Origin of the sequence: Mycobacterium sp. 852002-51613_SCH5001154 (assembly GCF_001667425.1) — a bacterium.
GTDB lineage: Bacteria > Actinomycetota > Actinomycetes > Mycobacteriales > Mycobacteriaceae > Mycobacterium.
Map to the genome: position 1 here is coordinate 25,895 of NZ_LZII01000016.1, position 26,827 is coordinate 52,721.

Sequence of the window (26,827 nt, forward strand, 5' to 3'; positions counted from 1 at the left end):
TGGACACGAAAACTGCTGGGGCGCAGCGGCTTCCGCCAGAGTCAGCCCAGCACGTCCGCGATGGGCGCGCCGGCGGAGATCTTGGCGCGCACCTTCATGACTTTGCCCGGCATCCCGCCGCCCACCACCCCGACCAGCACCCCGTCGCGCTCGTAATAGGCCAGGAACTTGCGGCCGTCGTCTTCGACGAGGTGGACGGTGTCGGTGGCTTCGGGCTCTCCGAGGCACTGGATCTTGACGTCGTACTGGTCGCTCCAGAAGTAGGGGACGACCACGGCCGACGAGACGTCCTGCCCCAGCATCGCGGGCACCACCACGCGGGTCTGGTCGGCGACGTTGCTCCAATGTTCTACGCGCGCTTGATGTCCGGTCGCGTCGCGCCAGGACGCGACGTCACCGAGCGCCCACACGTTCGGCGCGCTGGTTCGTCCGGCCTCGTCGCAGAGCACGCCGTTGTCGACCTCGACGCCGCTGCCCTCGAGCCACCCCGTGGCGGGGCGGGATCCGATGCCGACGACCACCAGGTCCGCGGCGAGCTCGGTGCCGTCGCTCAGCACCACGGTGTCCACCCGCTCGTCGCCGCGCACTTCGGCCACCCCGACACCGAGGCGCACGTCGACCCCCTCCGCGCGGTGCAGGCGCGCGACCAGCTCGCCGATTCGCTCGCCGAGCACCGACGCCAGGGGCGTCGGCTGCGGCTCAACCAACACGACGTCCACCCCGAGGCTCCGTAGGCTGGCCGCCACCTCACAGCCGATGAAGCCGGCGCCGACGACGACAGCACGCTGGCACGCGGAGGCGTGCTCACGCAGCGCCATGCTCTCGTCGAACGTGCGCAGCACCCGGATGCCCGCCAGATCGGGCAGCGTCGGAATGCGCCGCGGCACCAAGCCGGTCGCGATGACGAGTTCGTCGTAGCCGATCACGGACCCGTCGGCCAGCGTCACCGTCTGGGCCACGGTGTCCAGGCCGGTGGCCGCCACACCCAGCCGCAGGGTGATGTCGTTCTCGTCGTACCACTCGCGCGGTTTGAGGGCCACGTCGTCGACCTCTTTGCGCAGCACCTCTTTTGACAGCGGCGGGCGATCGTAGGGCACGTGCGCCTCGTCGCTGATGATCGTGACGCGGCCGGCGTACTCGGATCGCCGCAGCTGCTCGGCGGTCCGGGCGGCGGCCAGACCCCCACCGACGATCACGATTCCTTTGCTAGCGGTCACGTGGAGTTCATACCACGATCGCCGGTCAATACTTCAAGGCGCCCTTGTCCACGGGGATCTGGGTGCCGGTCACCGTGCCCGACCCGTCGCCAGCTAGCCATGCCACGACATCGGCCACCTCGTCGGGCGTCATGAAGCCGTTGGGCTGCAAGGGCATCGGGGGAAAGCTGTGCACGAAGCTGGGATGGCGGGCAAAAATCTCCATCATCGCCTCCGGCTCGATCATCGGGGTATCGACCGAGTAGGGGTGGATGGAGTTGACCCGGATGTTGTATTCGCCGAGCTCGATGGCGAGGGTGTTGGTCAGCGCGGTGAGTCCGTGCTTGCTGGCCGAGTAATGCCCGTTGCCAGGAGTGGCTTTCAGCCCCGCCGACGAGCTGACCACCACGATCGACCCCCCGTTGCCGGCCTCGATCATTGCGGGCACGGTGGCGCGCAGTGTGCGCCAGGTGCCGGTCAGGTTGACCCCGATCACCGTGTCCCACTGCTCATCGGTCAGCTCCCAAAGCCGGCCCCAGCTCAGGACTCCCGCGTTGGCCACCACGATGTCGAGCCGTCCGAATTGTTCGACGCCGTCGGCCACCAGTTGGCGCAGCGCGGCGTCGTCCCGGATGTCCGCTTCACGGGCCAGCACCTTGCGGCCCTCGGCTTCCACCAGGCGGACGGTCTCGCTGAGGTCCTCCGGCGTGGCCGGCGCGTAGGTCAGGCTCGTCGACGCCGAGGCGCAGATGTCGAGCGCGATGATGTCGGCGCCCTCCCGGGCCAGCCGCACCGCGTGCGAACGGCCCTGGGCGCGGGCGGCGCCGGTAATGAAAGCCACCCGCCCCTGCAGTGATCCAGTTTGTCCCGCCACGCAGCCAGGCTAGCAGCGAAACTGAAACCTGTTCTAACTCGCCCGCCGATCAGATTTCGGAGATGATCTGGGCCCGCCGGCTGTTGTACTCCTGGTCGGTCAGCGCGCCGCTGGCGCGCAACGTCTCGAGCTCCTGAAGCCGCTGAGCGATCGATGGCTGCGGGGGCGTCACCACCGGGGCCGGGCCGGCGGCAGCGGCCGGCTGGGCGGCCTGCGTGGCCGGCGCCTGTTGTTCGGCCGCGCGGCGCACCACCGCCTGGACCTGCTGGCGCAGCGCCGGGTTCGACCGGATGTCGACCATCCGGTTGAGCGGAACGTTGTTGGCCTTGAGGATCTGCAGGATCTCCATCAACGGGCCGGCCTGCCCGCTCAGGTCGTAGGTCCTGTTGTCCTCGGCCACGGTGAACTGCGCCGGCACCAGACCGTTGACCAACGCGCTTCGCTCCCAGTCGATTCGGTACTCGTTGGTGGTGGGGTTGACCAGCACCACCACCTTGCGGGCGCTCAGGTTGCCGAGCCGGGTCACGCTCGCGATCACCCGGTCTTCGCTGTCGAACGGCAGAAAACCCGGCCCGGAGATGTGCAGGTTCACCTTCACCACCTGCTGATTGTTGATCCACGTCCCCGTCTCGGTGACGCCGGTGATTTGAGCGAGCGCCAGCACCCCGTGCTGTTCGAGCTCCGCCGTCTTGGCCGAGGACTTCGCGCCGTAGTTGGCCAGCGCCAGCGCGATCAGCACGTCGGCCACCGTGATGAGCAGGCCGACGTAGAACATCCACTGCAGCAGGCTGCCCAGGCCGAGGGTGAAGTAGACGATCAGGAAAATCGGCCCGACCAGGCCGCCGCACAGCAAAACCACCAACTGTGCTTTCAGATAGCGCGCCAACACGAGTGTCTCCTTACCCTTGCTGGGATTTTCGTGTCAGGTTAGCCCTCGCGGTGTCACCGCGCGCGCCATAAACGCAAACCGGTCCGGCCTCAGTCCACCTTGGGAATCAGTGCCGGGGCGGGGCGCGTCGAAGACTCCGCCGACGTCGTCGCGGTGGGCGAATGGGCCGACACCATCTTCACCGGCGTGCCGGTCGATACCGGCATCGCCGGGGCCGCGGCGGCCGGCGGTGTCTGCACCTGCGCCGGCGTCGACGCGAGCGGATTGACCGGCGCCGGGGCCGGCGCCGCGGGCTGCGTGGTGGCCGGGGTATAGGCGGGGGCCACCATCCGCACCGGCGTCGCCGAAGTGGTGGCCGGGGCCACTGCGGCCGGCCCCGTGGTGGCCGCGGCTACGGTCGGGCTGGCGGGTGCCTGCGCCCCGGCGATCGCCGAGGCCGGCGCGACCGCCGACATCAGGGGACCCGCCGGTACACCCGGCGCCGAACCGCCCGCGGCCGTCGCCGCAGGCAGCTGTGCCGCCATCGACGCGGGGGCCGCCGCGGACTGCAGGGGCGTTGTGTTGGCGGCCTCGGTGGCGAGATACTGCGCAGCGCCGCCGTTCATCAGCTGCACGAACTGGTTGTGGAACGCCGCGGCTTGAGCGCTGAGCGCCTGGTAGACCTGAGAATGCGCGTCGAACAGCGCCGCGATGCCAGCCGACACCTCGTCGGCACCCGGGGCCAGCACGCTCGAGGTCGGCCCCAGCGCCATCGAGTTCGCCGACGTGATCGTCCAGCCGATCCTGGCTAAATCCGACGCCGCGGCGGCGACGTACTCGGGCGTCGCGAATACGAAGGACATCCGAACCTCCCGGCCATCTTCCCCCGACACCCTTGTCCCGGAATCGTAGCGGAATCGTCAAGATCCGGCCCGGTAAAACGCGTAAAGCCCGGACCGCCGAAATCGGCAATCCGGGCCCTACGGCGAACTGGATCTACTTGATGATCTTGACGACCCGGCCGGCGCCGACGGTGCGGCCACCCTCGCGGATCGCGAACCGCAGACCGTCGTCCATGGCGACGGGCTGGATCAGCTTGACCGAGATGTTGGTGTTGTCACCGGGCATCACCATTTCGGTGCCCTCCGGCAGCGTCACCACACCGGTCACGTCGGTGGTGCGGAAGTAGAACTGCGGGCGGTAGTTGTTGAAGAACGGCGTGTGCCGGCCGCCCTCGTCCTTGGACAGGATGTAGACGCTGCCCTCGAACTCGGTGTGCGGCGTGGTGGTGCCGGGCTTCACGACGACCTGACCGCGCTCGACGTCCTCGCGCTTGATGCCACGCAGCAACAGTCCGACGTTGTCGCCGGCCTGTCCCTGGTCGAGCAGCTTGCGGAACATCTCCACACCGGTGACGGTGGTCTTGGTGCTGGTCGGCTTGATACCGACGATCTCGACTTCCTCGTTCACGTTGATCACACCGCGCTCGACACGACCGGTGACCACGGTGCCACGACCGGTGATCGTGAAGACGTCCTCCACGGGCATCAGGAACGGCTTCTCGGTCTCGCGGACGGGGTCCGGGATCGACTCGTCGACGGCCTCCATCAGCTGCTCGACCGACTCCACCCACTTGGCGTCGCCCTCGAGCGCCTTCAGCGCCGAGACCCGAACCACCGGGGCGTCCTCGTCGAACTCCTGGGCGGCCAGCAGTTCGCGGACCTCCATCTCGACGAGCTCGAGCAGCTCCTCGTCGTCGACCATGTCGGCCTTGTTCAGGGCGACCAGGATGTAGGGCACCCCGACCTGACGCGCGAGCAGCACGTGCTCACGGGTCTGCGGCATCGGGCCGTCGGTGGCGGCAACCACCAGGATCGCGCCGTCCATCTGGGCCGCACCGGTGATCATGTTCTTGATGTAGTCGGCGTGACCCGGGGCGTCGACGTGGGCATAGTGCCGCTTGTCGGTCTGGTACTCCACGTGGGAGATGTTGATCGTGATACCGCGCTGACGCTCCTCGGGAGCGTTGTCGATCTGGTCGAACGCGCGGGACTCGTTCAGGTCCGGGTACTTGTCGTGCAGAACCTTGGTGATAGCCGCGGTCAGCGTCGTCTTGCCGTGGTCAACGTGACCGATGGTCCCAATGTTGACGTGCGGCTTCGTCCGCTCGAACTTCGCCTTCGCCACTTCGTTGTCCTCCTGGACTGTTGGTGCTCGTTAAAGCAGTGTTGGTGTTTTCAGTTGTGCCGCGCCCAAGGCTTTGCAATGACCCGGCAAGATTACTCCGAGGCGATATTTACTGACCCGTCGCCTTCGCGATGATCTCCTTCGACACGTTCGCCGGTACTTCGGCGTACGAGTCGAACACCATGGAGTAGTTCGCCCGGCCTTGGGTCTTGGACCTCAGGTCGCCGACGTAGCCGAACATCTCCGACAGCGGCACGTGCGCCTTGACGACGCGTGCACCGCTCCGCTCCTCCATGGCCTGGATCTGGCCACGGCGGGAGTTCAAGTCGCCGATCACGTCGCCCATGTAGTCCTCGGGCGTGGTGACCTCGACGGCCATGATCGGTTCCAGGATCACCGGCTGGGCCTGCTGCGCAGCCTTCTTCAGCACCTGCGAACCGGCGATCTTGAACGCCATCTCCGACGAGTCCACCTCGTGGAAGGCGCCGTCGAGCAGGGTGACCTTCAAGTTCACCAGCGGGTAGCCGGCCAGCACGCCGTACTGCATCGCGTCCTGGGCGCCGGCGTCCACCGACGGGATGTACTCGCGCGGGATGCGGCCACCGGTGACCTTGTTCTCGAACTCGTAGGTCGCACCGTCCTCGCCATGGAACGGCTCGAGGTTGATCAGCACCTTCGCGAACTGTCCCGAGCCGCCGGTCTGCTTCTTATGGGTGAACTCGACCTTCTCCACCAGCCGCTTGATGGTCTCCTTGTAGGCGACCTGCGGCTTGCCGACGTTGGCCTCGACCTTGAACTCGCGGCGCATGCGGTCCACCAGGATGTCCAGGTGGAGTTCGCCCATGCCACCGATCACGGTCTGGCCGGTCTCGGCGTCCTGGTGGACCTTGAACGTCGGGTCCTCCTCGGCGAGCTTCTGGATCGACAGGCTCAGCTTCTCCTGGTCGCTCTTGGTCTTGGGCTCGATGGCCACCTCGATGACCGGGTCCGGGAACGTCATGGACTCGAGCACGACTTGGTCGTTCGGGTCGCTCAGGGTGTCGCCGGTGGTGGTGTCCTTCAGGCCGATCACCGCGTAGATGTGACCCGCCGATGCGGTCTCCACCGGGTTCTCCTTGTTGGAGTGCATCTGGAACAGCTTGCCCAGCCGCTCCTTCTTGCCCTTGGTGGAGTTGATGACCTGGCTGCCGGAATCGACCTTGCCCGAGTACACCCGGACGTAGGTCAGCTTGCCGAAGAACGGGTGCGTCGCGACCTTGAAGGCCAGCGCCGAGAACGGCTCGTCGGTCGACGGCTTGCGGATGACCTCGACGTCCTCCTTGCCGGGCGCGTGGCCGACGGCCGGGGGCACGTCCAGCGGCGAGGGCAGGTAGTCGATGACCGCGTCCAGCATCGGCTGCACGCCCTTGTTCTTGAACGCGCTGCCGCACAGCACCGGGTAGGCCTCCGAGCTGATGGTCAGCTTGCGGATCGCGCCCTTGATCTCCTCGACGGTGAGCTCCTCGCCGCCGAAATACTTCTCCAGCAGCGCCTCGTCGGTCTCGGCGACCGCCTCGAGCAGCTTGGTGCGGTACTCGTCGGCCTTCTCCTGCAGGTCGGCGGGAATGTCGACCACGTCGTACTTCTCGCCGAGCTTGGCCTCGGCGCTCCACACCTTGGCCTTCATCTCGACCAGGTCGACGACGCCCTCGAAATCACCCTCGGAGCCGACAGGCAACTGGATCGGGATGACGTTCGCGCCCAGGCGCTCCTCCATGGTGCGGACCGAGAAGTAGAAGTCGGCGCCGATCTTGTCCATCTTGTTGACGAAGCAGATCCGCGGGACGTCGTACTTGTCGGCCTGGCGCCACACCTGCTCGGACTGCGGCTCGACGCCCTCCTTGCCGTCAAAGACGGCGACCGCGCCGTCGAGCACGCGCAGGCTGCGCTCCACCTCGACGGTGAAGTCGACGTGGCCGGGGGTGTCGATGATGTTGATCTGGTTGTCGTTCCAGAAGCAGGTGGTGGCCGCGGAGGTGATGGTGATTCCCCGCTCCTGTTCCTGCTCCATCCAGTCCATGGTGGCGGCGCCGTCGTGGACCTCACCGATCTTGTAGCTGATACCGGTGTAGTAGAGGATGCGCTCCGTCGTCGTCGTCTTGCCGGCGTCGATATGCGCCATGATGCCGATGTTGCGGACCTTGGTGAGGTCGGTCAGCACGTCCTTCTGTGCCACAGAAGTCTTCCCACTCTTTCGATTGCTTGGTTGCTGTCTATTTAGCCTCCGGCATCATCGCCGGAAGCTGTCACCAGCGATAATGCGCGAACGCGCGGTTGGCCTCGGCCATCTTGTGGGTGTCCTCACGCCGCTTGACGGAGGCCCCCAGGCCGTTGCTGGCGTCCAGGATCTCGTTCGCCAGCCGCTCGACCATCGTCTTCTCCCGGCGTTGCCGCGAGAAGCTGACAAGCCAGCGCAGCGCGAGCGTGGTGGACCGGTCCGGACGGACCTCGACCGGCACCTGGTAGGTCGCACCGCCGACGCGGCGGCTGCGCACCTCCAGCGCGGGCTTGACGTTGTCGAGAGCGCGCTTGAGCGTGATCACAGGATCGGTGCCCGTCTTGTCCCGGGCGTTCTCGAGCGCACCATAAACAATGCGCTCGGCCAGCGATTTCTTCCCCTGCAGGAGAACTTTGTTCACCAGCTGGGTGACCAGTTGCGACCCGTAGACCGGATCGTTGACCAACGGACGCTTCGGCGCGGGCCCCTTGCGCGGCATCAGCTCTTCTCCTTCTTCGCGCCGTAACGGCTGCGGGCCTGCTTGCGGTTCTTGACCCCCTGGGTGTCGAGGGAACCGCGGATGATCTTGTACCGCACACCGGGCAGGTCCTTGACTCGGCCACCACGCACCAGCACCATCGAGTGCTCCTGCAGGTTGTGGCCCTCGCCCGGGATGTAGGCGGTGACCTCGACCTGGCTCGTCAGCTTCACGCGCGCAACCTTCCGAAGCGCCGAGTTCGGCTTCTTCGGGGTGGTGGTGTACACGCGAGTGCATACGCCACGGCGCTGCGGGCTGCCCTTCAGGGCCGCGGTCTTGACCTTGGCGATCTTGTCGCGGCGACCCTTGCGGACCAGCTGCTGAATCGTTGGCATCTACCGGCTTTCTGTGTTCGTGTTGTGCGTTTTTCGGCTGTTCTCAAGTCTTCGTACTGCAGTTTTGTCCGGCCGCACTACCCCGCGGCCGGGTGTGTCGCACGCGCCGCGCACCAGAGAAGATCCGATGCATCGTGGACATGCGAATTCGCCCGGCATTCACTTCCTTACGGTTAGGCGCCGTAAGCCGCCAGGCACGAGCCTCCACAATACCCGCCGCCGGTCTTGCAGGTCAAAGCGGCGGTTGACCGTGCGCGACGCGCCGTTCCAGACCCGCCGCCAGCCGCAGCACCATGTCCGAGAACAGCGCGTCGGTGTCGATGTCGTCCATGACACCGGTCATTTCCAGAAGCACGAAGCCGTGCAGCGCGGACCAGAACTCCAGGGCCGCGTGGAACGCCTCGTCGCCGTCGAGACCGTAGGAGGACAGCACCGAGATCACCGGCGCGGCAGCGCCTCGGGTGGCCGCCGTGTACTCCGGATCGTCACCACCCAGCGGCATCCGGGTGAACGCCGAGTACCGGCCGGGGTGGTGATGGGCGTAGCTGCGGTAGGCGCCCGCCATGACCAGCACCGCGTCGTCACGGGCGCGGCCCTCGCCGACCCTGTTCAGCATCGTGATGATGTCGTCGATGACGCGGATCCGCACCGCGCGGCGCAGATCCTCCAGGCTGTCGACGTGGTTGTAGAGCGACGGTCCCTTGGTGCCCAGCTGCATCGCCAGCGCGTTGATGGTGAGGGCGTCCCAGCCCTCCCGGTCCAGGAAGGTGAGCGCGCCGTCGATGATGCCTTCGCGGCTCAGCTTTGCCGGGCGCGAGCCGGTTCTCCCCGCGCGCGGGCGCCCGCCCGCCGACGGCGTTTCCGGCTGAGCTGCCATGGCGGGGCCCTTCGCTTGCGATGATCGTGGTGCTTAACTAATGACTCTAGTTGACGCCAACCGCGAAACCGTTTCAGCCATGGCCGGATGGACGTAATCTCATCGAGCAGATCCACCCGTCACAAAAGGGGGCCCGCAGTGAACTGGACAACCGCCGCCGGGTCGCTGGCAACCTGCGTCGTCACCGTCGTCGCAGCACCCGCTCCCCCGGCTCACGCGAAGAACGGCGACACCCACGTCGTCGGGCAGGGCATCCAGCAGACGCTGGACTGCAACGACGCCACGCTGTTCGTCAACGGCTCCTTCAACAACGTCACCGCGCTGGGCAACTGCTACGCGGTCACGGTGATGGGCTCGTCCAACACCGTCGTCGCCGACTCGGTCTCGCACGACATCACTGTCTACGGCTACGACCAGACGGTGTTCTACCACAACGGCACGCCGTTCATCTGGGACCGCGGCCGCGAGCTGGGCATGACCAATCGGCTCCAGCAGGTGCCCGGCTGAACCACACACCACATCGCCACTCAAACCGTAGCTGCCATCCAAATCGAGGGGAATCGAGAAACAATGTCCGCCCACATCTTTGCCCGCCCCTCGGGGTTGACCGCGCTCGCCGTGGTGCCGGCCGTCGCGTCCGTGTTGCTGGCCGGCTGCAGTTCGACCGCCAACCCGCCCGCCGGTTCCACGACCACAACGAAGAGCAGCACGACGACGACGACGAGCGCCGGGGCGGCCCCCACCACGGGGTCGAGCGGCGCGAGCACCACCGCGTCGGTGGAGATCGGCAACACGCTCAACTACGGGTCGATGGGCACCACCGCGACGCTTGACTGCGCCAGCGGCAAGTCGCTGAATGTGGGCGGTTCCAACAACACCCTGACCGTCACCGGCAGCTGCGTGACGGTGACCGTCGGCGGCACGGACAACAAGATCACTCTGGACAAGGTCGACACCCGCATCAGCGTGGTCGGGTTGAACAACACCATCACCTATAAAGACGGTGAGCCCAAGGTCGACAACCTGGGTTCGGGCAACACCATCACCAAGGGCGGCTAGCCGGCAATCGTGCGCAGGTAGCCTGCGAACGCGGGTTTTACCGTTGCGCCACAACGGCTTTCATACCCCGATGCGTTGCGGTCGGGGCGCATGCCGCCGCTACTGCTGGGGCCGCGCGGTGTTTGACCCACACACCGCGCCGCCGAGGTGCCACGGGCAGATCCGGGGCATATGATTCTGCCAGCAGAACGGAAGCCAGCCATGTTCACCAGTACCAGCAATCACGCCCGCGCACTGGTTGCGGCCGTCGTGGTACTGACCGGCGTCGTGATGCTGCCCCACGGCGCGGCGGCGGCCGATCCCAACCCCGACGACCAGTTTTTGGCGCTGCTCGACCAGAAGCAGATCCCCGCCCTCGAGAACGTGCCGAGCCTCATCGCCACCGCCCACAGAATTTGTCGCCAACTCGATGGCGGAATGCCGGCGGACGGCGTCGTTGCCGACATGCGGGAACGGGCGTTCAATGCCAACGGGGCCGGCGGCCAATACCCTCCCGACCGCGTCGCGCGCACCATTGCCCGCTTCATCTCCGCCTCAGTCGAGGCCTACTGTCCGAACAACCAACCGAAGATTGCTTCCCTTCAGGCCATGGCGAATCCGGTGCCCGGCTCGAACGAATCGATGCCGCGGAGCCCCTCGTACATCGCAGCCAGCTGGTGGAGCGACCTTCGAGACCCGCAATCGGCAATGCGCATGGTCCCCTTGGGGGAAACCGGCCAGCCCGACCCACCGCAACTTCCCCCACCGCCGCCGCCGACGGCCCAGATCCTGACGCCACCCGCGCCGGTCGCGACGCCGTCTCCACGGCAACAACCGCCACCCCCGGCGCAGGACCCGCAACCGGGACCGCAACCGCAGGCGCCTGCTGCTCCCGCGCCCGGCGGTAGCGGCGCTGGTCCGGAGTCGCCGCCCACGCCGCCCACACCGCCCGGCAGGGTGCGGCTCGCGCCGTAAGGGACCGAACGATGCGCCGGCTAGCCGGCGGATGCCCCGTGCCGGCCCGCGCCCGCGGCGAACCGTCCGGCCCCCTCGTTCGCCTCGGCGGCGACGCGGGAGATGCTGGCGAATTCGAAGTCGATCGCCTCGGGTTCCGTTGTCCCCCATTGGTGTAGCGCCGAAAGCCGGTCGGACCGCAGGCACTGCTGCGGTAGCGCGGCCAGTTGCGCCGCCAGTTCCTCCGCCGCCTGCCGCGCCTGGCCGTTGGGCACGACGCGGTTGGCCAAGCCCATCGCCAGGGCTTCGTCGGCCTTGACGCCGCGGCCGGTGAGAATCATGTCCATCGCGCGGCTGTGCCCGATCAGCCGCGGCAGCCGCACGGTGCCGCCGTCGATCAACGGTACCCCCCACCGGCGGCAGAACACCCCGAACACGGCGTCCTCCTCGGCCACCCGCAGGTCGCACCAGACGGCCAACTCCAGGCCCCCTGCGACGGCGTAGCCGCTGACCGCGGCGATCACGGGTTTGGACAACACCATCCGCGTGGGACCCATCGGGCCCGGGCCCGTCCGGTGCACGGCGTTCGCGTCCGGTGTGCCGAAGGCCTTCAAATCAGCCCCGGCACAAAATGTTCCACCGTCTCCCCACAAGACGGCGACCGACGCCGTGTCGTCGCGGTCGAATTCGTCGAACGCCGCGTACAGGGCCGCGGCGGTGGGGCCGTTGACCGCGTTGCGCGCCGCCGGGCGGTTCAGGATCACCGTCGTCACCGGGCCGTTGCGTTCGATACGCACCGGATCGTTCATTTTGCCTCCGCAAATAGTGGTTCGCGCCGCTCGAGCAACTCGGTGGCGAAGTCGTGGTAAGCCGCGCGCAGCCGGGCGCCGGGCCAGTCGTCCGGCAGTAGTTCGTCGGGTAACACCGGGTCGGTGAGCAGGTGTCGCACCGTCGCCGCCGCGACCACGAATCGGCCGGGAATGTCTGGTGCGGTGGCCATCTCGTCGAGCATGCGGCTGCCGGCCCGGGCCCAGGCCGGCAGGTCCCACAGCTGGGCGGCGAGCTGCGCGGGATCGTCGTCGCGTGCCCGCAGGACGCGCACGCGAGCGTCGATCTCGGGGTCGAGGTCGAGCTCGAGGTTGTCGGGTCGCATCCAGACGCCTTCGCGCAGTTCGCCGAAGCGCTTACCGTGCAGGGCGGTTCGAAGCGCCGCCCGGGTGCGTGCGTCGCCGCCCACGCTGGTCACGATCAGCGTGATCCACTCCCCGCGCCACGGCCTGACTCGCGGGTTGATGGCGTCGTCCTGCCGCCGCTGGCGGGCCAGCAGGCGATCCGAGAGCCGGTAGCCGTCGGCGGAGCGGATCAGGTCGCCCGCGCCTACCATCCGGGTCAGCGCCACCCGCAGGGTGGTCTCTTTGATGCCGAAATCGGCAGTGAGCCTGACCAATTCACTCGCGCTGGCGCAAGCCGGGTGGGCCCCCAGCAGCACGCTGAGCACCACCGACCGGGCCGTCATGGTGGGCATGGCTACACCTGAGACGCGCGGCGGCCGTAGTCACCGAAAGGTTCGTCGCGATGCCGCACCGCGTCCCGGAAGCCGTGCTCCACGGCGTCGGCCACGAAGGCGTGGCCCTCGGGCGTATGCCGGGCAACGCCGTCGAACACGGTGCTGACCATCCTGCTGGTGCCCACACCTTGTTGCAGCAAAGCCGAATTCAGCGCGAGCTTGACCATCATCAGCTGATTGACGGGCACCGCGGCGATCCGCTGGACGAGCCGTTCGGTGCGCTCGTCGAGGTCCGCCGGGTCCGGCGCCTCGACCGCCAGGCCCCATTCGGCGGCTTGCGCGCCGGTTATGCAATCACCGGTGAACAGCAGGCGCTTGGCGCGCTGGTCGCCGAGCCGGTGCGCCCACAGCCCGGCCGCCGGGACGCCCCACACCCGCGTGGGCGGATAGCCGATCTTGGCGTCGGCGGCGGCGATCACCTGGTCGGCATGCAACGCGATGTCGGTGCCCCCGGCCACGCAGTAACCGTGGATCTTGACGACCGTCGGCTTGTCGGCGTGCATCAGGCTGGAGAAACCACGCACGAACCGGCTCATCATCTGGTAGTCGATCATCGGGTCCCAGGGCTGGTCGGGTAAGTGGTTGACCGCCTGGGTTTTTCCGCTCAGCACGGTGCCCGCATAGGCCCCGGTCCCGCCGGCCGATCCGGTGCGGTCGGCGTAGGCGCTCAGGTCGAAACCCGCGCAGAACCCCTCGCCGCGGCCGGACACCAGGATGACGTGCACATTGGGGTCGAGGTCGGCGCGCTCGACCAGCGCCGAGAGCTCCAGCGGGGTGTCCGCGACGATCGCGTTGCCCTTCTCCGGCCGGTTGAAGGTGATCCGGGCAACCCGGTCGGTGACCTCGTAGGTCATGGTCTTCAGGTTGTCGAAGTCGACCGGCCTGATCGCGTGAGTCATATTGGAGCTCAGCCCTTGACCAGGGCACGCTCGAGGATCGGGGCCAGATCCAGGCCGGCGGGCATGGTGCCGTACGCCCCACCCCACTGGCGGTCGAGCCGGGTCGTCAGGAAGGCCTCGGCGACGGCGGGGTGGCCGTGGCGCACCAGCAGCGAGCCCTGCAGCGCCAGACAGATGTCCTCGGCCACCTTGCGGGCCCGGTGCGCGATACTGTCCAGGTCGGTCAGGTCCTGCCGCAGGCGCTCGACGTGACCGCCCAGTCGCGGGTCCGCGCCGGCGCTTTCGGCCAGTTCGGTGAACAGCACATCGACGCATTCGGGCCGAGTTGCCATGGCGCGCAACGTGTCCAGCGCGCTGACGTTGCCCGACCCCTCCCAGATTCCCATCAGCGGCGCCTCGCGGTACAGCCGCGGCATGCCCGAGTCCTCGACGTAGCCGTTGCCGCCCAGGCATTCCAGCGCTTCGGCGGCGTGCGGGGTGGCTCGCTTGCACACCCAGTACTTGCTGGCCGCCAGGCCGATGCGGCGCAGCAGCGCCTCCTGGTCGTCGCCGCGCAACGCCTTGTCGGTGGCGCCGGCCATCCGCATCGCGACGATGGTCGCGGCCTCGGCCTCCACGGCGAGGTCGGCCAGGACGTTGCGCATCAGCGGCTGGTCGATCAGGTAGGCGCCGAACGCCTTTCGGTGCTGCGCGTGGTGGATCGCGCGGGTCAATCCGGTGCGCATGCTGGTGGCGCTGCCCAGGGTGCAGTCCAGCCGGGTCAGGTTGACCATCTCGATGATGGTGGGGACGCCGCGGCCCTCCTCGCCCACCAACCACGCGGTGGCGCCATCGTATTCGACCTCACTGGATGCGTTCGCGTGGTTGCCGAGCTTGTCCTTGAGCCGCTGCAGGAACATTCGGTTGCGGCTGCCATCGGGCAGCACCCGCGGCAGCAGGAAGCACGACAGCCCGCCCGGGGCCTGCGCGAGGACGAGGAAGATGTCGCACATCGGCGCCGAGGTGAACCACTTGTGGCCGGTCAGGCTGTAGCTGCCGTCGCCGTTCGGGGTCGCCTGCGTGGTGCCGGCGCGCACGTCGGATCCGCCCTGCTTCTCGGTCATCGACATGCCGGCGGTGATGCCGCGCTTGGTGGTGGCCAGCTTGAGTTCGGGGTCGTATTCGCGGCTGGTCAGCAGGGGCTCGTAGACCGCCGCGAGCTCTGGGTTGTAGCGCAGCGCGGGAACGACGGCGTAGGTCATCGAGATCGGGCAGGTGTGGCCGGGCTCGACGTTCCAGACCGACATCTTCGCCGCGCGCACCACGTGCGCGCCCGGGCGGTCGTCGGCCCACGGTGCGGCGTGGATGCCGGTGGCGATCGCCGTGCGCATCAGCTCGTGGTAGGCCGGGTCGTACTCGACCTCGTCGATCCGGTGGCCGTACTTGTCGTGGGTGTGCAGGATGGGCCGGTTGCGGTCGGCGAGCTCGCCCCATCGCTGCGCTTCGCGGCCACCCGCGATCGCGCCCACCTCGTTCACCTCTTCTGAGCCCCATCCCCCGCCCTCGCGGATCAGAGCCTCGATGAGCACCGTGGACGTCGCGGGGTTGTAGTTCTCCAGCGGAGGGACCTGGTTGGTGACGACATGCGTATCCGACATGCCACTCATGTTACATTTTTCCGACAGCCGCACAAGAGGTGTAATAGGGCGTCATCGTGGGTGCGCGGCGAAGAATTCCCAAAGCGTCCGCGCGGCGAACGGGGGCCACTCGTGGCCGCCCGCCTCGATCGTGATCAGCGTGACGCCGCGGCTGCCCGCACATCCCGCCGTCGACGTGGTGAGGGGGCCATTCATCGTGGTGGCCGGGGCGGCGCACTGATCGACGTTGCGCCAGAACGCATTCACGTCGGGTACCGAGGGCCCGTTGATGACGCTGAAACCCTGCCCGCCGCCATAGGGCACCAGCCGGTCCGCCGTGCCGTGGATGTGCATGATCGACATCGGACGTGGGTTGGGGCAGCGGTTCAGCTGCGTGCCGGCCACCGGACCGATCGCCGCGAAGATATCGGTGGTGCACGCCAGCGTGTAGGCCATGATGCCGCCGTTACTCATGCCGCTGACATAGATGCGGGCGGGGTCGGTGCCGAGGTGCTTGGCGACGTCGGCGACGGCCGCGCTGACGAAGGCGACGTCGTCGACGCCCTCCCGGCCCGGCCGGCCGCAGCAGCCCTCCCCGTCGACATTCCAGGCCCGGTCGAGTCCATCCGGGTAGGCGACGACGAACTTGGCCGAATCGGCCAATTCGTCCCAGCCGTAATCCCTTTCGACTTGCCTCGCGCTCCCGGAATAGCCGTGCAGCACCACGACGAGCGGCGCCGAAGCCGGTGCTCCCGGGGGCTCGTAGAGCCGATAGCTGCGATCGTGTCCGCCCACATTGATGTGGTGCAAGCTGGTGCCCTTGACGAAGCCCGAGGGCGGCTCAGGTTTCAGCGGCGAACAACCCACAGCCAGAAGGACTACCCCCAGAAGCGCCGCGAGCCGACCGAGCACGGGCCGTAACTCAGCCGCTGGTCTTTTCCCGCAGGAACGCGATGTCGTCCTTGCGGCCCTCGTCCGCCGTCTCGCAGATGACGGGCGCGTCCGCCGACCTGACGACCGCGGCCAGCAGCTCGGGATCGATCTGGCCGGTGCCGAAGTTGGCGTGCCGGTCGGCACCCGAGCCGGCGGCGTCGCGCGAGTCGTTGCAGTGCACCAGGTCGATGCGTCCGGTCAGGGCCCTGATCCTGTCGACCGCATCAATCAGCGCCTCCCCGGCGGCCCATGCGTGACAGGTGTCCAGGCAGAATCCAATGCCCTTGTCGCCGATGCGATCCCAGAGCCTGCCGATGGTGTCGAAGTGGCGGGCCATCGCATGGTCGCCGCCGGCGGTGTTCTCCAGGAACACCTGCACGTCTGTTTCCAGATAGTCCAGCGCCTTGACCCAGCGCTCGAAGCCGGCATCCATGTCGTTGTCGTCGGCATGGCCGCCGTGCACGATCACGGCGGTCGCGTTGATCTCCGAGGCGGCGTCGCAGGTGTCCTGCAGGATCTTGCGCGACGGGATGCGGATACGGTTGTTGGCCGATGCCACGTTGATCAGATACGGCGCGTGGACGTACAGCGGGATGGTGGACGCCTTGAGCACCTCGGCGTCGTCGCGCGGCTTGGGCTTCTTCCAGCTCTGCGGGTTACCCAGGAAGAACTGCACCGCGTCGGCGCCGTCCGCCTGCGCGGCGGCCAGCGGGTCGTCGTTGTGGACGTGTGAACCGATGAGCACGCGGCCAGTGTAGTTGGCGAGCGGCCGTCATCGCCGCCAGAACAAGTGATGCGTGACCCCACTGGCGCTGGGCACGACCTCGTGGTGGAACCTGTCCTCGAGCTCTTCAGGGGACTCCCAGAGGCGCGATCCGGCGCCGATCTCCACATCCGCGACCGCAACGTGAAGAGCGTCGACGACGCCCGCGTCCAGAAATCGGCGCACGGTGCTCGCGCCACCGCCGAGCCGGACATCCTTGCCGCCGGCGGCGAGCTTCGCCTGCTCCAGGACGCTCATCGGATCTCCCGAGACGAAGTGAAATGTCGTGTCCGACAGTGCCAACGGCGGGCGGTCATAGTGCGTCATGACGAACACCGGGGTATGGAACGGCGGCTCGTCACCCCACCACCCCTGCCAGTCGGGGTGGTCCTGCCATCGGCCGCGGTACGGGCTGAACTTGTTGCGACCCATGATCTCCGCGCCGATGTTGTTGGTGAAGTCGCGGATGAAGTAGTCGTCGAGGCCGCGATTCCCGCCGGGCTCGCTGCGGCCCACCCAACTCGCGGTCGCGCCGGCCCAGGCGAACAGGGCACCTTGGTCGGCGTCGCCGAACGGGCGCTCGAAGCACTGGTTGAGCCCGGCGCCGAACCCATCACGCGACAACATGAAATTCTGGACTCTGAGCAGTTGGGCCACGCATTCCTCCTGAGGTCTTCTACGGTCAATAGGTAGACCTGGACCGATGGCGGAACTCATCGCCGTTGGCCGCTTCGACTGACGAGCAGACACGAAATCGCGCCGGCGCAGCCAGATTCATGCAATATCTGCTCGCGAACAAGAAAAGAGCCCCCGCACTGGGCGGGAGCTCTTCCTCGTCGAACTAGCGGTAGTCGCTGTAGCCGTAGTCGTCCAGCGGCACCGCGGCACCGGTGGCCTGGCCGAAGTCCGGGCTGTAGTACTGATCCTCGTAGGACGGGATCGTGTACGCGGCGGCCCGAGCCTCCTCGGTCGGCTGCACCTGGATGTTGCGGTACCGGTTGATACCGGTACCGGCCGGGATCAGCTTTCCGATGATCACGTTCTCCTTCAGACCCTGCAGCTTGTCGCTGCGGCAGTTGATCGCCGCATCGGTCAGCACGCGCGTGGTCTCCTGGAAGGACGCCGCGCTCAGCCACGAGTCCGTGGCGAGGCTCGCCTTCGTGATACCCATCAGCACCGGACGTCCGGCGGCGGGCTCGCCGCCCTCGGCCACCACCCGGCGGTTCTCCGCCTCGAACTCCGCACGATCGATCAGCGACCCGGGCAGGAACTCCGTCGCGCCCGAGTCGATGATGGTGACGCGGCGCAGCATCTGGCGCACGATCACCTCGATGTGCTTGTCGTGGATCGACACACCCTGAGCCCGGTAGACCTCCTGGACCTCGCGGACCAGGTGGATCTGCACCTCGCGGGGGCCCTGCACGCGCAGCACCTCGTGCGGGTCGGCCGAGCCCTCCATCAGCTGCTGGCCCACCTCGACGTGGTCGCCGTCGGAAAGCACCCGCTCGGAACCGTCGTCGTGTTTGAACACCCGCAACCGCTGCCGCTTGGAGAGCTTGTCGTAGACGACCTCCTCGCTCCCGTCGTCGGGAATGACGGTGATCTTGTAGAAGCGCTCACCCTCCTCGAGGCGGATCCGCCCGGTCAGGTCGGCGATCGGGGCCTTGCCGCGCGGGACGCGGGCCTCGAACAGCTCCTGCACCCGGGGCAGACCGCCGGTGATGTCCTCACCGACACCACCCTGGTGGAAGGTACGCATGGTCAGCTGCGTGCCGGGCTCACCGATGGACTGGGCGGCGACGATACCGACGGCCTCGCCGATGTCGACCAGTTTTCCGGTGGCCATGGACCGCCCGTAGCAGGTCGCGCACACGCCGGTGCCGGTGGTACACGTCAGCACCGAGCGCACCTTGACCTGCGTGATGCCGGCCGCCAGCAGGGCGTCGATCTCCGGGTCACCCAGGTCTTCACCGCGGCGCACGACGACGTTGCCGGCCTCGTCGACCGCGTCGGCGCCCAGAGTCCGTGCGTACGCCGAGGTTTCGATGTACGGGTCGCGGATCAGGGTGCCGTCGGGCTGACGCTCGGCCAGCTCGACGAGGATGCCGCGCTCGGTCTCGCAGTCGTGCTCGCGGACGATGACGTCCTGGCTGACGTCCACCAGACGACGGGTCAGGTAACCCGAGTCGGCGGTACGCAACGCGGTGTCCGCCAGGCCCTTTCGAGCACCGTGCGTGTTGATGAAGTACTCCAGCACGGTCAGGCCCTCGCGGAACGACGACTTGACCGGACGCGGGATGAACTCACCCTTCGGGTTGGTCACCAGGCCCTTCATGCCGGCCAGCGTTCGGGTCTGGGTGAAGTTACCCGTGGCACCCGAGTCGACGATCGTGATGATCGGGTTGTCGGCAGGGTAGTGCTCGCGGAGCGCCTGACCGACCTCGTCGGTGGCTTCCTTCCAGATCTCCACCAGTGCCTCGTTGCGCTCGTCGTGGTTCAAAGCGCCGCGCTGGAACTGCTTTTCGACCTTCTCGGCCCGCTCCTCGTACTGGTCGAGGATCTCCTTCTTGCGGGGCGGCACCAACACGTCGGCCATCGAGACCGTGACACCGCTGCGGGTCGCCCAGTAGAAACCGGCGTCCTTCAGCTTGTCCACGGTCTGCGCGACCACGATCATCGGGTAGCGCTCGGCGAGGTCGTTGATGATGGCGGCCTGCACCTTCTTGTGCATCTGCTTGTTCACGAACGGGTAAGCCACCGGCAGCAGCTCGTTGAACAGCACCCGGCCCAGCGTGGTCTCGGCCATCCAGGAGTCGCCCGGCTGCCAACCGTTGGGGAACAGCTCCGCTTCGATCTCGGCGGGCGGACGCAGCTGCGTCAGTCGCACCTTGATCTTGGCCCGCACCGAGAGCACGCCGCGGTCGGCGGCCATGATCGCCTCGGCCGGCGAGGAGTACACGCCGACCTCCGGCTGATCCTTTGCGGCCGCCCGGAATTCGCCCTTGTCGCCGTCGACCTCGGTGGTGAGGAAGTACAGGCCGGTCACCATGTCCAGCCGCGGCATGGCCAGCGGACGCCCGGACGCGGGCGACAGGATGTTGTTACTGGACAGCATCAGGATGCGCGCCTCGGCCTGCGCCTCCGCGCTCAGCGGCAGGTGCACCGCCATCTGGTCACCGTCGAAGTCGGCGTTGAACGCCTCACACACCAACGGGTGCAGCTGAATCGCCTTGCCTTCCACCAGCATCGGCTCGAAGGCCTGGATGCCCAGCCGGTGCAGGGTGGGTGCGCGGTTCAGCAGCACCGGGTGCTCGGCGATGACCTCTTCGAGGACGTCCCACACCTGGGGACGCTGCCGCTCCACCATGCGCTTGGCGCTCTTGATGTTCTGCGCATGGTTGAGGTCGACGAGCCGCTTCATCACGAACGGCTTGAACAGCTCCAGCGCCATCAGCTTGGGCAGACCGCACTGGTGGAGCTTGAGCTGCGGGCCGACCACGATGACCGAACGGCCCGAGTAGTCGACACGCTTACCGAGCAGGTTCTGGCGGAACCGGCCCTGCTTACCCTTGAGCAGATCGCTCAGCGACTTCAGCGGACGGTTGCCCGGCCCGGTGACCGGGCGGCCGCGGCGACCGTTGTCGAACAGCGCGTCGACGGACTCCTGCAGCATCCGCTTCTCGTTGTTGACGATGATCTCGGGCGCACCGAGGTCGATCAGCCTCTTGAGGCGGTTGTTGCGGTTGATCACGCGGCGGTACAGGTCATTCAGGTCGCTGGTGGCGAACCGGCCACCGTCGAGCTGCACCATCGGACGCAGCTCCGGCGGGATGACCGGCACCGCGTCGAGCACCATGCCCATCGGCGAGTTGCCCGACTGTTGGAAGGCCGCGACCACCTTCAGGCGCTTGAGCGCACGAAGTTTCTTCTGCCCCTTACCGTTTCGGATGACGTCACGCAGGATGTCGGCCTCGGCGTCGATGTCGAAGTTCTCGATCAGCTTCTGGATCGACTCCGCGCCCATGGCGCCGGTGAAGTATTCACCGTAACGGTCGACGAGCTCCCGGTAGAGGTTCTCGTCGACGATCAGCTGCTTGGGGGCCAGTTTGGTGAAGGTGCTCCAGATGTCCTCCAGCCGGTCCAGCTCACGCTGGGCCCGGTCCCGAAGCTGGCGCATCTCCCGCTCGCCGCCGTCGCGAACCTTGCGGCGGGCGTCGGCCTTGGCGCCCTCGGCCTCCAGCTCGGCCAGGTCGGCCTCGAGCTTCTGCGCGCGGGCCTCCAGGTCGGCGTCGCGCTGGTCCTCAACGGCCTTGCGCTCCACCATCATTTCCGCCTCGAGCGTGGACAGCTCGTTGTGCCGCATCTCGTCGTCGACCGACGTGATCACGTACGCCGCGAAGTAGATGATCTTCTCGAGATCCTTCGGGGCCAGGTCGAGCAGGTAGCCGAGCCGGCTCGGCACACCCTTGAAGTACCAGATGTGCGTGACGGGTGCGGCCAGCTCAATGTGGCCCATCCGCTCGCGGCGGACCTTGGCGCGGGTCACCTCGACGCCGCAGCGCTCGCAGATGATGCCCTTGAAGCGGACGCGCTTGTACTTGCCGCAGTAGCACTCCCAGTCGCGAGTCGGTCCGAAGATCTTCTCGCAGAACAGGCCGTCCTTCTCAGGCTTCAGCGTGCGGTAGTTGATTGTCTCCGGCTTCTTGACCTCGCCGTAAGACCATTGCCTGATGTCCTCCGCGGTGGCCAGGCCGATACGGAGTTCATCGAAGAAGTTGACGTCGAGCACGTAACTCCCTTTCCCCTTGCGGGTTTAGTAACTAAAAGTGATTAAGCCAGGTCCTCAACGGAGGCGGATTCGTTGCGCGACAAGTTGATTCCCAAGTTGGCCGCAGCCCGCTCGAGGTCCTCGTCCTCGCCTTCGCGCAATTCGATCGCTGCGCCGTCCGACGAGAGCACCTCGACGTTCAGACACAGCGACTGCAGCTCCTTGAGCAGCACCTTGAACGACTCGGGGATGCCCGGCTCGGGGATGTTCTCGCCCTTGACGATCGCCTCGTACACCTTGACCCGGCCGACCGTGTCGTCGGACTTGATGGTCAACAGCTCCTGCAGCGTGTACGCGGCGCCGTAGGCCTGCATGGCCCAGCACTCCATCTCACCGAACCGCTGGCCACCGAACTGCGCCTTACCACCCAGCGGCTGCTGGGTGATCATCGAGTACGGACCGGTGGAGCGGGCGTGGATCTTGTCGTCCACCAGGTGGTGCAGCTTCATGATGTACATGAAGCCCACCGTCACCGGGTACGGGAACGGCTCACCGCTGCGGCCGTCGAAGAGCACCGCCTTGCCGTCGCCGTTCACCATCACCTCGTTGTCCCGGTTGGGCAGCGTGCAGGACAGCAGCCCCTGCAGCTCCGCCTCCCGGGCGCCGTCGAACACCGGCGTCGACACGATGGCGTTGGGCTCCGCGCTCTGCAGCTCCTTGGGCAGGTTGGCGGCCCAATCGGGCGAACCCTCGATGTTCCAGCCGGACTTGGCCACCCACCCGAGGTGGGTTTCCAGGATCTGGCCGATGTTCATCCGTCGCGGCACACCGTGGGTGTTCAAGATGATGTCCACCGGCGTGCCGTCCGGCAGGAACGGCATGTCCTCGACGGGCAGGATCTTGCCGATCACGCCCTTGTTGCCGTGCCGGCCGGCGAGCTTGTCGCCGTCGGAGATCTTCCGCTTCTGGGCCACGTAGACGCGCACCAGCTCGTTGACACCGGCGGGCAGCTCGTCGTCGTCCTCGCGGGAGAACACCCGAATGCCGATGACCTTGCCGGACTCGCCGTGCGGCACCTTCAGCGAAGTGTCACGGACCTCACGGGCCTTCTCACCGAAGATCGCCCGCAGCAGCCGCTCCTCCGGGGTCAGCTCGGTCTCCCCCTTCGGGGTGACCTTGCCGACCAGGATGTCGCCGTCGCGGACCTCGGCGCCGATGCGGACGATGCCGCGCTCGTCGAGGTCAGCCAGCACCTCGTCGGAGACGTTCGGGATGTCCCGGGTGATCTCCTCGGCGCCCAGCTTGGTGTCGCGGGCATCGATCTCGTGCTCCTCGATGTGGATCGAGGTGAGCACGTCCTCTTCGACCAGGCGGTTGGAGAGGATGATCGCGTCCTCGTAGTTGTGGCCCTCCCACGGCATGATCGCCACGAGCAGGTTCTTGCCCAGGGCCATCTCGCCGTTCTCGGTGCAGGGGCCGTCGGCGATGACCTGGCCGGCCTCGACCCGGTCCCCGGCGTCCACGATCGGCGACTGGTTGGCGCACGTCCCGTGGTTGGAGCGCTCGAACTTGCGCATCCGGTAGGTGTGCCGGGTGCCGTCGTCGGCCATCACGGTGATGTAGTCGGCGGAGACCTCCTCGATCACCCCGGCCTTGTCCGCGACGACGACGTCGCCGGCGTCGATCGCGGCGCGCAGCTCCATGCCGGTGCCCACCAGCGGCGCCTCGCTGCGCACCAGCGGAACCGCCTGGCGCTGCATGTTGGCGCCCATCAGGGCACGGTTGGCGTCGTCGTGCTCGAGGAACGGGATCATGGCCGTGGCCACCGACACCATCTGGCGCGGCGAGACGTCCATGTAGTCCACCTCGGACGACGGCACGTACTCGACCTCGCCCGCCTTGCGGCGCACCAGCACGCGCGACTCTTCGAACCGGCCGCTGTCGTCGATCGGCGAGTTGGCCTGCGCCACGACGTGGCGGTCCTCCTCGTCGGCGGTCAGATAGTGGATCTCGTCGGTGACCACACCGTCGACCACCTTGCGGTAGGGCGTCTCGATGAAGCCGAACGGGTTGACCCGCGCGTACACCGACAGCGAGCCGATCAGACCGATGTTGGGACCCTCGGGGGTCTCGATCGGGCACATCCGGCCGTAGTGCGACGGGTGCACGTCGCGGACCTCCAGCCCGGCCCGCTCACGGGACAGACCACCGGGGCCCAGCGCCGACAACCGGCGCTTGTGGGTGAGACCCGACAGCGGGTTGTTCTGGTCCATGAACTGGGAGAGCTGGCTGGTGCCGAAGAACTCCTTGATGGCGGCGACCACCGGCCGGATGTTGATCAGCGTCTGCGGCGTGATCGCCTCGACGTCCTGCGTGGTCATCCGCTCGCGGACGACCCGCTCCATCCGGGACATGCCGACCCGGATCTGGTTCTGGATCAACTCGCCGACGGTACGCAGCCGGCGGTTGCCGAAGTGGTCGATGTCGTCGGTTTCCACCGGCACCTCGATGCCACCCGGGACCGTCATGACGGCGGCCTGGCCATCCGTGCGGGCGTGGTGCAGGCGAACCAGGTACTCGATGGTGGCGACGACGTCTTCCTCGGTCAGCGTCGACGACGTGATCGGCTCACCGGCGTGCAGGCCCAACTTCTTGTTGACCTTGTAGCGGCCGACGCGGGCCAGGTCGTAGCGCTTCTCCTTGAAGAACAGGTTCTCCAGCAGCGTCTGCGCGGACTCCTTGGTCGGCGGCTCGCCCGGACGCAGCTTGCGGTAGATGTCCAGCAGCGCCTCGTCGGTGCCGGCGGTGTTGTCCTTCTCCAGCGTGCCCATCATGATCTCGGAGAAGCCGAACCGCTCGTGGATCCGCTCGTTAGTCCACCCGAGCGCCTTGAGCAGCACGGTGACGGGCTGGCGCCGCTTGCGGTCGATGCGCACGCCGACGGTGTCGCGCTTGTCGACGTCGAACTCCAGCCACGCGCCGCGGCTGGGGATCACCTTGACGCTGTGCAGCAGCTTCTCGGTGGACTTGTCGATGCTCTCGTCGAAGTACACGCCGGGCGAACGGACCAGCTGGCTGACGACCACGCGCTCGGTCCCGTTGATGATGAAGGTGCCCTTCTCGGTCATCATCGGGAAGTCACCCATGAACACCGTCTGGCTCTTGATCTCGCCGGTGTTGTTGTTGATGAACTCGGCCGTGACGAACAGCGGAGCCGCGTACGTCATGTCCTTGTCTTTGCACTCGTCGACCGGCGCCTTGACCTCGTCGAAGCGGGGGTCGGAGAACGACAGCGACATCGAGCCGGAGAAGTCCTCGATCGGGGAGAGCTCGTCGAGCACTTCCTCGAGACCACCCACCGGCTTGACGTCGCCGCGGGCGGCCGCGGCCTCGCGCCAGCGGGGCGAGCCGATCAACCACTCGAAGGAGTCGATCTGCACGTCGAGCAGGCCGGGAACCTCGAGCGGTTCGCGGAGCTTGGCGAAAGAAACTCGGTTAGGCGCTCCGGGTACGGAGCCGTTTAAGGAACTTCCATTAGAGGAACTTTGTGGGCGATCCGTTTTGCTCTGGCGGGAATCAGCCAAGATGCATCCTTCCAGCACCTCGTGCGACTCACGAGAACCGGAACCACCGGTCTGTTCGCCGCGAATTGTGTCGGTTTGGCCGGCGAACGATCTGTCCGAATCTCACGCGCACAACTAAAGAACCAAGCCGCTAGAGGGGGCTCAGGCTTAGACCACGTTGTCAAGTGGCGGGTGAGGTGGGCAGGAGGTAGCCAGCGCAACGTCCAACAATAGCGCAGGGCGGCGCATTCCTCAACTGTCCAGCACAAGCGATCCAGGGACATCGGCGCTGGCTGGCATCTCGACTTTCCACTGGATACATGCTGCCCAACAGACTGGCCGGTTTACGGCTCGTCGTCAAGAGGGCGGGCCGGGGAGTTACGCGAAGTTATCGCGAAAACTCGGACCGGGTCTTTAGTCGCCGACTTCGTGCGCGCGGTACTTGTGGGTGCCCTCCATGTCGTCGATGATCGCGGCCTGCGCCTTCTGCGGCAGGGTGTGCAGAATCTCGCGCACCCGGGCCTGGCGGCGGGCGACGGCCTTGCGCTCCGGCATACCCGGCGAGGCGACGATCTGCGGGGGCACTCCCTCGATCTCCTCGACACCGCCGGCGTGCTGGCCGGCCTCGAGGGCGGCCTGCTCCTCGGCCATGGTCGACTCGTCCTTTTCCTCGGACATGCCGATCGGCCCGATGCGGCGGCCGTTGAGGAACTGCCGCACGACCGGCTCGTCGCTGGTCAGCAGCACCTCGCGCGGGCCGAACATGACCAGCTTGCGCCGGAAAAGCATGCCCATGTTGTCCGGCACGGTGCGGGCGATGTTGATGTTGTGCGTGACGATCAGGACGGTGGCGTCGATTTGGGCGTTGATGTCGAGGATCAGCTGGCTCAGGTAGGCGGTGCGAACCGGGTCCAGACCCGAGTCGGGCTCGTCGCAAAGGATGATCTGCGGGTCCATCACCAGGGCGCGGGCCAGGCTGGCGCGCTTGCGCATACCACCCGAGATCTCGCCGGGGAACTTCTTCTCGTCGCCGCCCAGACCCACCAGGGTCAGCTTCTCCATGACGATGTCACGGATCTCGCCTTCCTTCTTCTTGGTGTGCTCGCGCAGCGGGAAGGCGGCGTTGTCGAACAGGTTCATCGAACCGAACAGCGCGCCGTCCTGGAACATGACGCCGAACAGCGTGCGGATCTCGTAGAGCTCCTTGGCCGAGCACTGCAGGATGTCGGTGCCGTCGATCACGACCGAGCCGCGCTCCGGCCGCAGCAGACCGATCAGGGACTTCAGGAACACCGATTTGCCGGTACCCGACGGCCCCAGCAGGACGCTGACCTCCCCGGCGGGGATCTCCAGCGTCACGTCTTCCCAAATCCTCGACGACCCGAAGGACTTCGTGAGGCCGTTCACCTCAATAGCGACACCCATCAGAGATCCTTCCGTCGACGCGCATGCCCGCCACCTGCCCTTTTATGTGGCATGAGTCACTGTAGCGCACGCTTGCTGCACGGCATCAGGGTTGCGCGGCACAGCCGACAAAAATTGGCTGACCTGAGATCCGGCCGCGCTCGGCGCCGGGCGTGCTATTCAACTCACG

The 26,827-nt window shown here is 67.0% G+C and carries 22 protein-coding genes; 3 read left to right on the forward strand and 19 right to left on the reverse strand.

Annotated features, from left to right (window positions below):
* Positions 1 to 41: 41 nt before the first annotated feature.
* The 9 genes from A5750_RS05270 to A5750_RS05310 all read right to left on the reverse strand — a co-directional run bounded on the left by A5750_RS05270 (position 42) and on the right by A5750_RS05310 (position 9,132).
* On the reverse strand, positions 42 to 1,217 hold the full coding sequence (locus tag A5750_RS05270; protein ID WP_067261498.1) for an NAD(P)/FAD-dependent oxidoreductase: 1,176 nt from the start codon (positions 1,215 to 1,217) through the stop codon (positions 42 to 44).
* A gap of 25 nt (positions 1,218 to 1,242) precedes the next feature.
* Positions 1,243 to 2,070, reverse strand: a complete 828-nt coding sequence (locus A5750_RS05275; protein WP_066951941.1) for a mycofactocin-coupled SDR family oxidoreductase — start codon at positions 2,068 to 2,070, stop codon at positions 1,243 to 1,245.
* A gap of 49 nt (positions 2,071 to 2,119) precedes the next feature.
* Complete coding sequence (locus A5750_RS05280; protein ID WP_066951942.1) at positions 2,120 to 2,959, reverse strand: SHOCT domain-containing protein; 840 nt, start codon at positions 2,957 to 2,959, stop codon at positions 2,120 to 2,122.
* Positions 2,960 to 3,048: 89 nt separating this feature from the next.
* Complete coding sequence (locus A5750_RS25200) at positions 3,049 to 3,801, reverse strand: PE family protein (protein WP_082959048.1); 753 nt, start codon at positions 3,799 to 3,801, stop codon at positions 3,049 to 3,051.
* A gap of 133 nt (positions 3,802 to 3,934) precedes the next feature.
* Positions 3,935 to 5,125 (reverse strand): elongation factor Tu, encoded by a 1,191-nt coding sequence (tuf, locus tag A5750_RS05290; protein ID WP_066951944.1) that lies wholly within the window; start codon positions 5,123 to 5,125, stop codon positions 3,935 to 3,937.
* A 109-nt stretch (positions 5,126 to 5,234) separates the two neighbouring features.
* Positions 5,235 to 7,340: an elongation factor G gene (fusA, locus tag A5750_RS05295; RefSeq protein WP_082948158.1), complete on the reverse strand. Its 2,106-nt coding sequence runs from the start codon at positions 7,338 to 7,340 to the stop codon at positions 5,235 to 5,237.
* 70 nt (positions 7,341 to 7,410) lie between these two features.
* Complete coding sequence (gene rpsG / locus A5750_RS05300) at positions 7,411 to 7,881, reverse strand: 30S ribosomal protein S7 (protein WP_007167813.1); 471 nt, start codon at positions 7,879 to 7,881, stop codon at positions 7,411 to 7,413.
* Positions 7,881 to 8,255 (reverse strand): 30S ribosomal protein S12, encoded by a 375-nt coding sequence (gene rpsL, locus A5750_RS05305; RefSeq protein WP_007167812.1) that lies wholly within the window; start codon positions 8,253 to 8,255, stop codon positions 7,881 to 7,883. Before rpsL ends, rpsG begins: the two co-directional genes overlap by 1 nt.
* Positions 8,256 to 8,487: 232 nt before the next feature.
* On the reverse strand, positions 8,488 to 9,132 hold the full coding sequence (locus A5750_RS05310; RefSeq protein ID WP_066951946.1) for a TetR/AcrR family transcriptional regulator: 645 nt from the start codon (positions 9,130 to 9,132) through the stop codon (positions 8,488 to 8,490).
* Between the two features lie 138 nt (positions 9,133 to 9,270).
* On the opposite strand from A5750_RS05310, the gene A5750_RS05315 reads away from it, so the two are divergent.
* The 3 genes from A5750_RS05315 (at position 9,271) to A5750_RS05325 (ending at position 11,145) form a co-directional block, all read left to right on the forward strand.
* Complete coding sequence (locus tag A5750_RS05315) at positions 9,271 to 9,639, forward strand: DUF3060 domain-containing protein (protein ID WP_066951948.1); 369 nt, start codon at positions 9,271 to 9,273, stop codon at positions 9,637 to 9,639.
* Between the two features lie 63 nt (positions 9,640 to 9,702).
* Positions 9,703 to 10,191 (forward strand): DUF3060 domain-containing protein, encoded by a 489-nt coding sequence (locus A5750_RS05320; RefSeq protein WP_067261500.1) that lies wholly within the window; start codon positions 9,703 to 9,705, stop codon positions 10,189 to 10,191.
* A 201-nt stretch (positions 10,192 to 10,392) separates the two neighbouring features.
* Positions 10,393 to 11,145, forward strand: coding sequence for a DUF732 domain-containing protein (locus A5750_RS05325; RefSeq protein WP_067261502.1), 753 nt, complete (start codon positions 10,393 to 10,395; stop codon positions 11,143 to 11,145).
* Positions 11,146 to 11,165: 20 nt separating this feature from the next.
* Here the strand turns inward: A5750_RS05325 and A5750_RS05330 are convergent, their stop codons facing one another.
* The 10 genes from A5750_RS05330 to A5750_RS05375 all read right to left on the reverse strand — a co-directional run bounded on the left by A5750_RS05330 (position 11,166) and on the right by A5750_RS05375 (position 26,658).
* Entirely contained in the window at positions 11,166 to 11,933 is a 768-nt protein-coding gene (locus A5750_RS05330; protein WP_066951954.1) for a crotonase/enoyl-CoA hydratase family protein, read from the reverse strand.
* Positions 11,930 to 12,649 carry a PaaX family transcriptional regulator C-terminal domain-containing protein gene (locus A5750_RS05335; RefSeq protein WP_066951956.1) on the reverse strand — a complete coding sequence of 240 codons (720 nt, stop codon included), beginning with the start codon at positions 12,647 to 12,649 and terminating at the stop codon, positions 11,930 to 11,932. Before A5750_RS05335 ends, A5750_RS05330 begins: the two co-directional genes overlap by 4 nt.
* A gap of 2 nt (positions 12,650 to 12,651) precedes the next feature.
* On the reverse strand, positions 12,652 to 13,590 hold the full coding sequence (locus A5750_RS05340) for a crotonase/enoyl-CoA hydratase family protein (RefSeq protein WP_066951958.1): 939 nt from the start codon (positions 13,588 to 13,590) through the stop codon (positions 12,652 to 12,654).
* A gap of 8 nt (positions 13,591 to 13,598) precedes the next feature.
* Positions 13,599 to 15,227 carry an acyl-CoA dehydrogenase family protein gene (locus A5750_RS05345; RefSeq protein ID WP_067261504.1) on the reverse strand — a complete coding sequence of 543 codons (1,629 nt, stop codon included), beginning with the start codon at positions 15,225 to 15,227 and terminating at the stop codon, positions 13,599 to 13,601.
* A gap of 51 nt (positions 15,228 to 15,278) precedes the next feature.
* Positions 15,279 to 16,118 (reverse strand): PHB depolymerase family esterase, encoded by an 840-nt coding sequence (locus tag A5750_RS05350; protein ID WP_066951962.1) that lies wholly within the window; start codon positions 16,116 to 16,118, stop codon positions 15,279 to 15,281.
* 10 nt (positions 16,119 to 16,128) lie between these two features.
* Positions 16,129 to 16,884, reverse strand: a complete 756-nt coding sequence (locus A5750_RS05355) for a deoxyribonuclease IV (RefSeq protein ID WP_066951964.1) — start codon at positions 16,882 to 16,884, stop codon at positions 16,129 to 16,131.
* Positions 16,885 to 16,911: 27 nt separating this feature from the next.
* Positions 16,912 to 17,559, reverse strand: a complete 648-nt coding sequence (locus tag A5750_RS05360; protein ID WP_066951965.1) for a dihydrofolate reductase family protein — start codon at positions 17,557 to 17,559, stop codon at positions 16,912 to 16,914.
* A 184-nt stretch (positions 17,560 to 17,743) separates the two neighbouring features.
* A complete protein-coding gene (locus tag A5750_RS05365) occupies positions 17,744 to 21,691 on the reverse strand; it encodes a DNA-directed RNA polymerase subunit beta' (RefSeq protein WP_066951966.1) in 3,948 nt (1,315 codons plus the stop codon).
* 41 nt (positions 21,692 to 21,732) lie between these two features.
* Positions 21,733 to 25,254, reverse strand: coding sequence for a DNA-directed RNA polymerase subunit beta (locus tag A5750_RS05370; protein WP_156659432.1), 3,522 nt, complete (start codon positions 25,252 to 25,254; stop codon positions 21,733 to 21,735).
* Between the two features lie 393 nt (positions 25,255 to 25,647).
* Positions 25,648 to 26,658, reverse strand: coding sequence for an ABC transporter ATP-binding protein (locus tag A5750_RS05375; protein ID WP_066951969.1), 1,011 nt, complete (start codon positions 26,656 to 26,658; stop codon positions 25,648 to 25,650).
* Positions 26,659 to 26,827 lie beyond the last annotated feature (169 nt).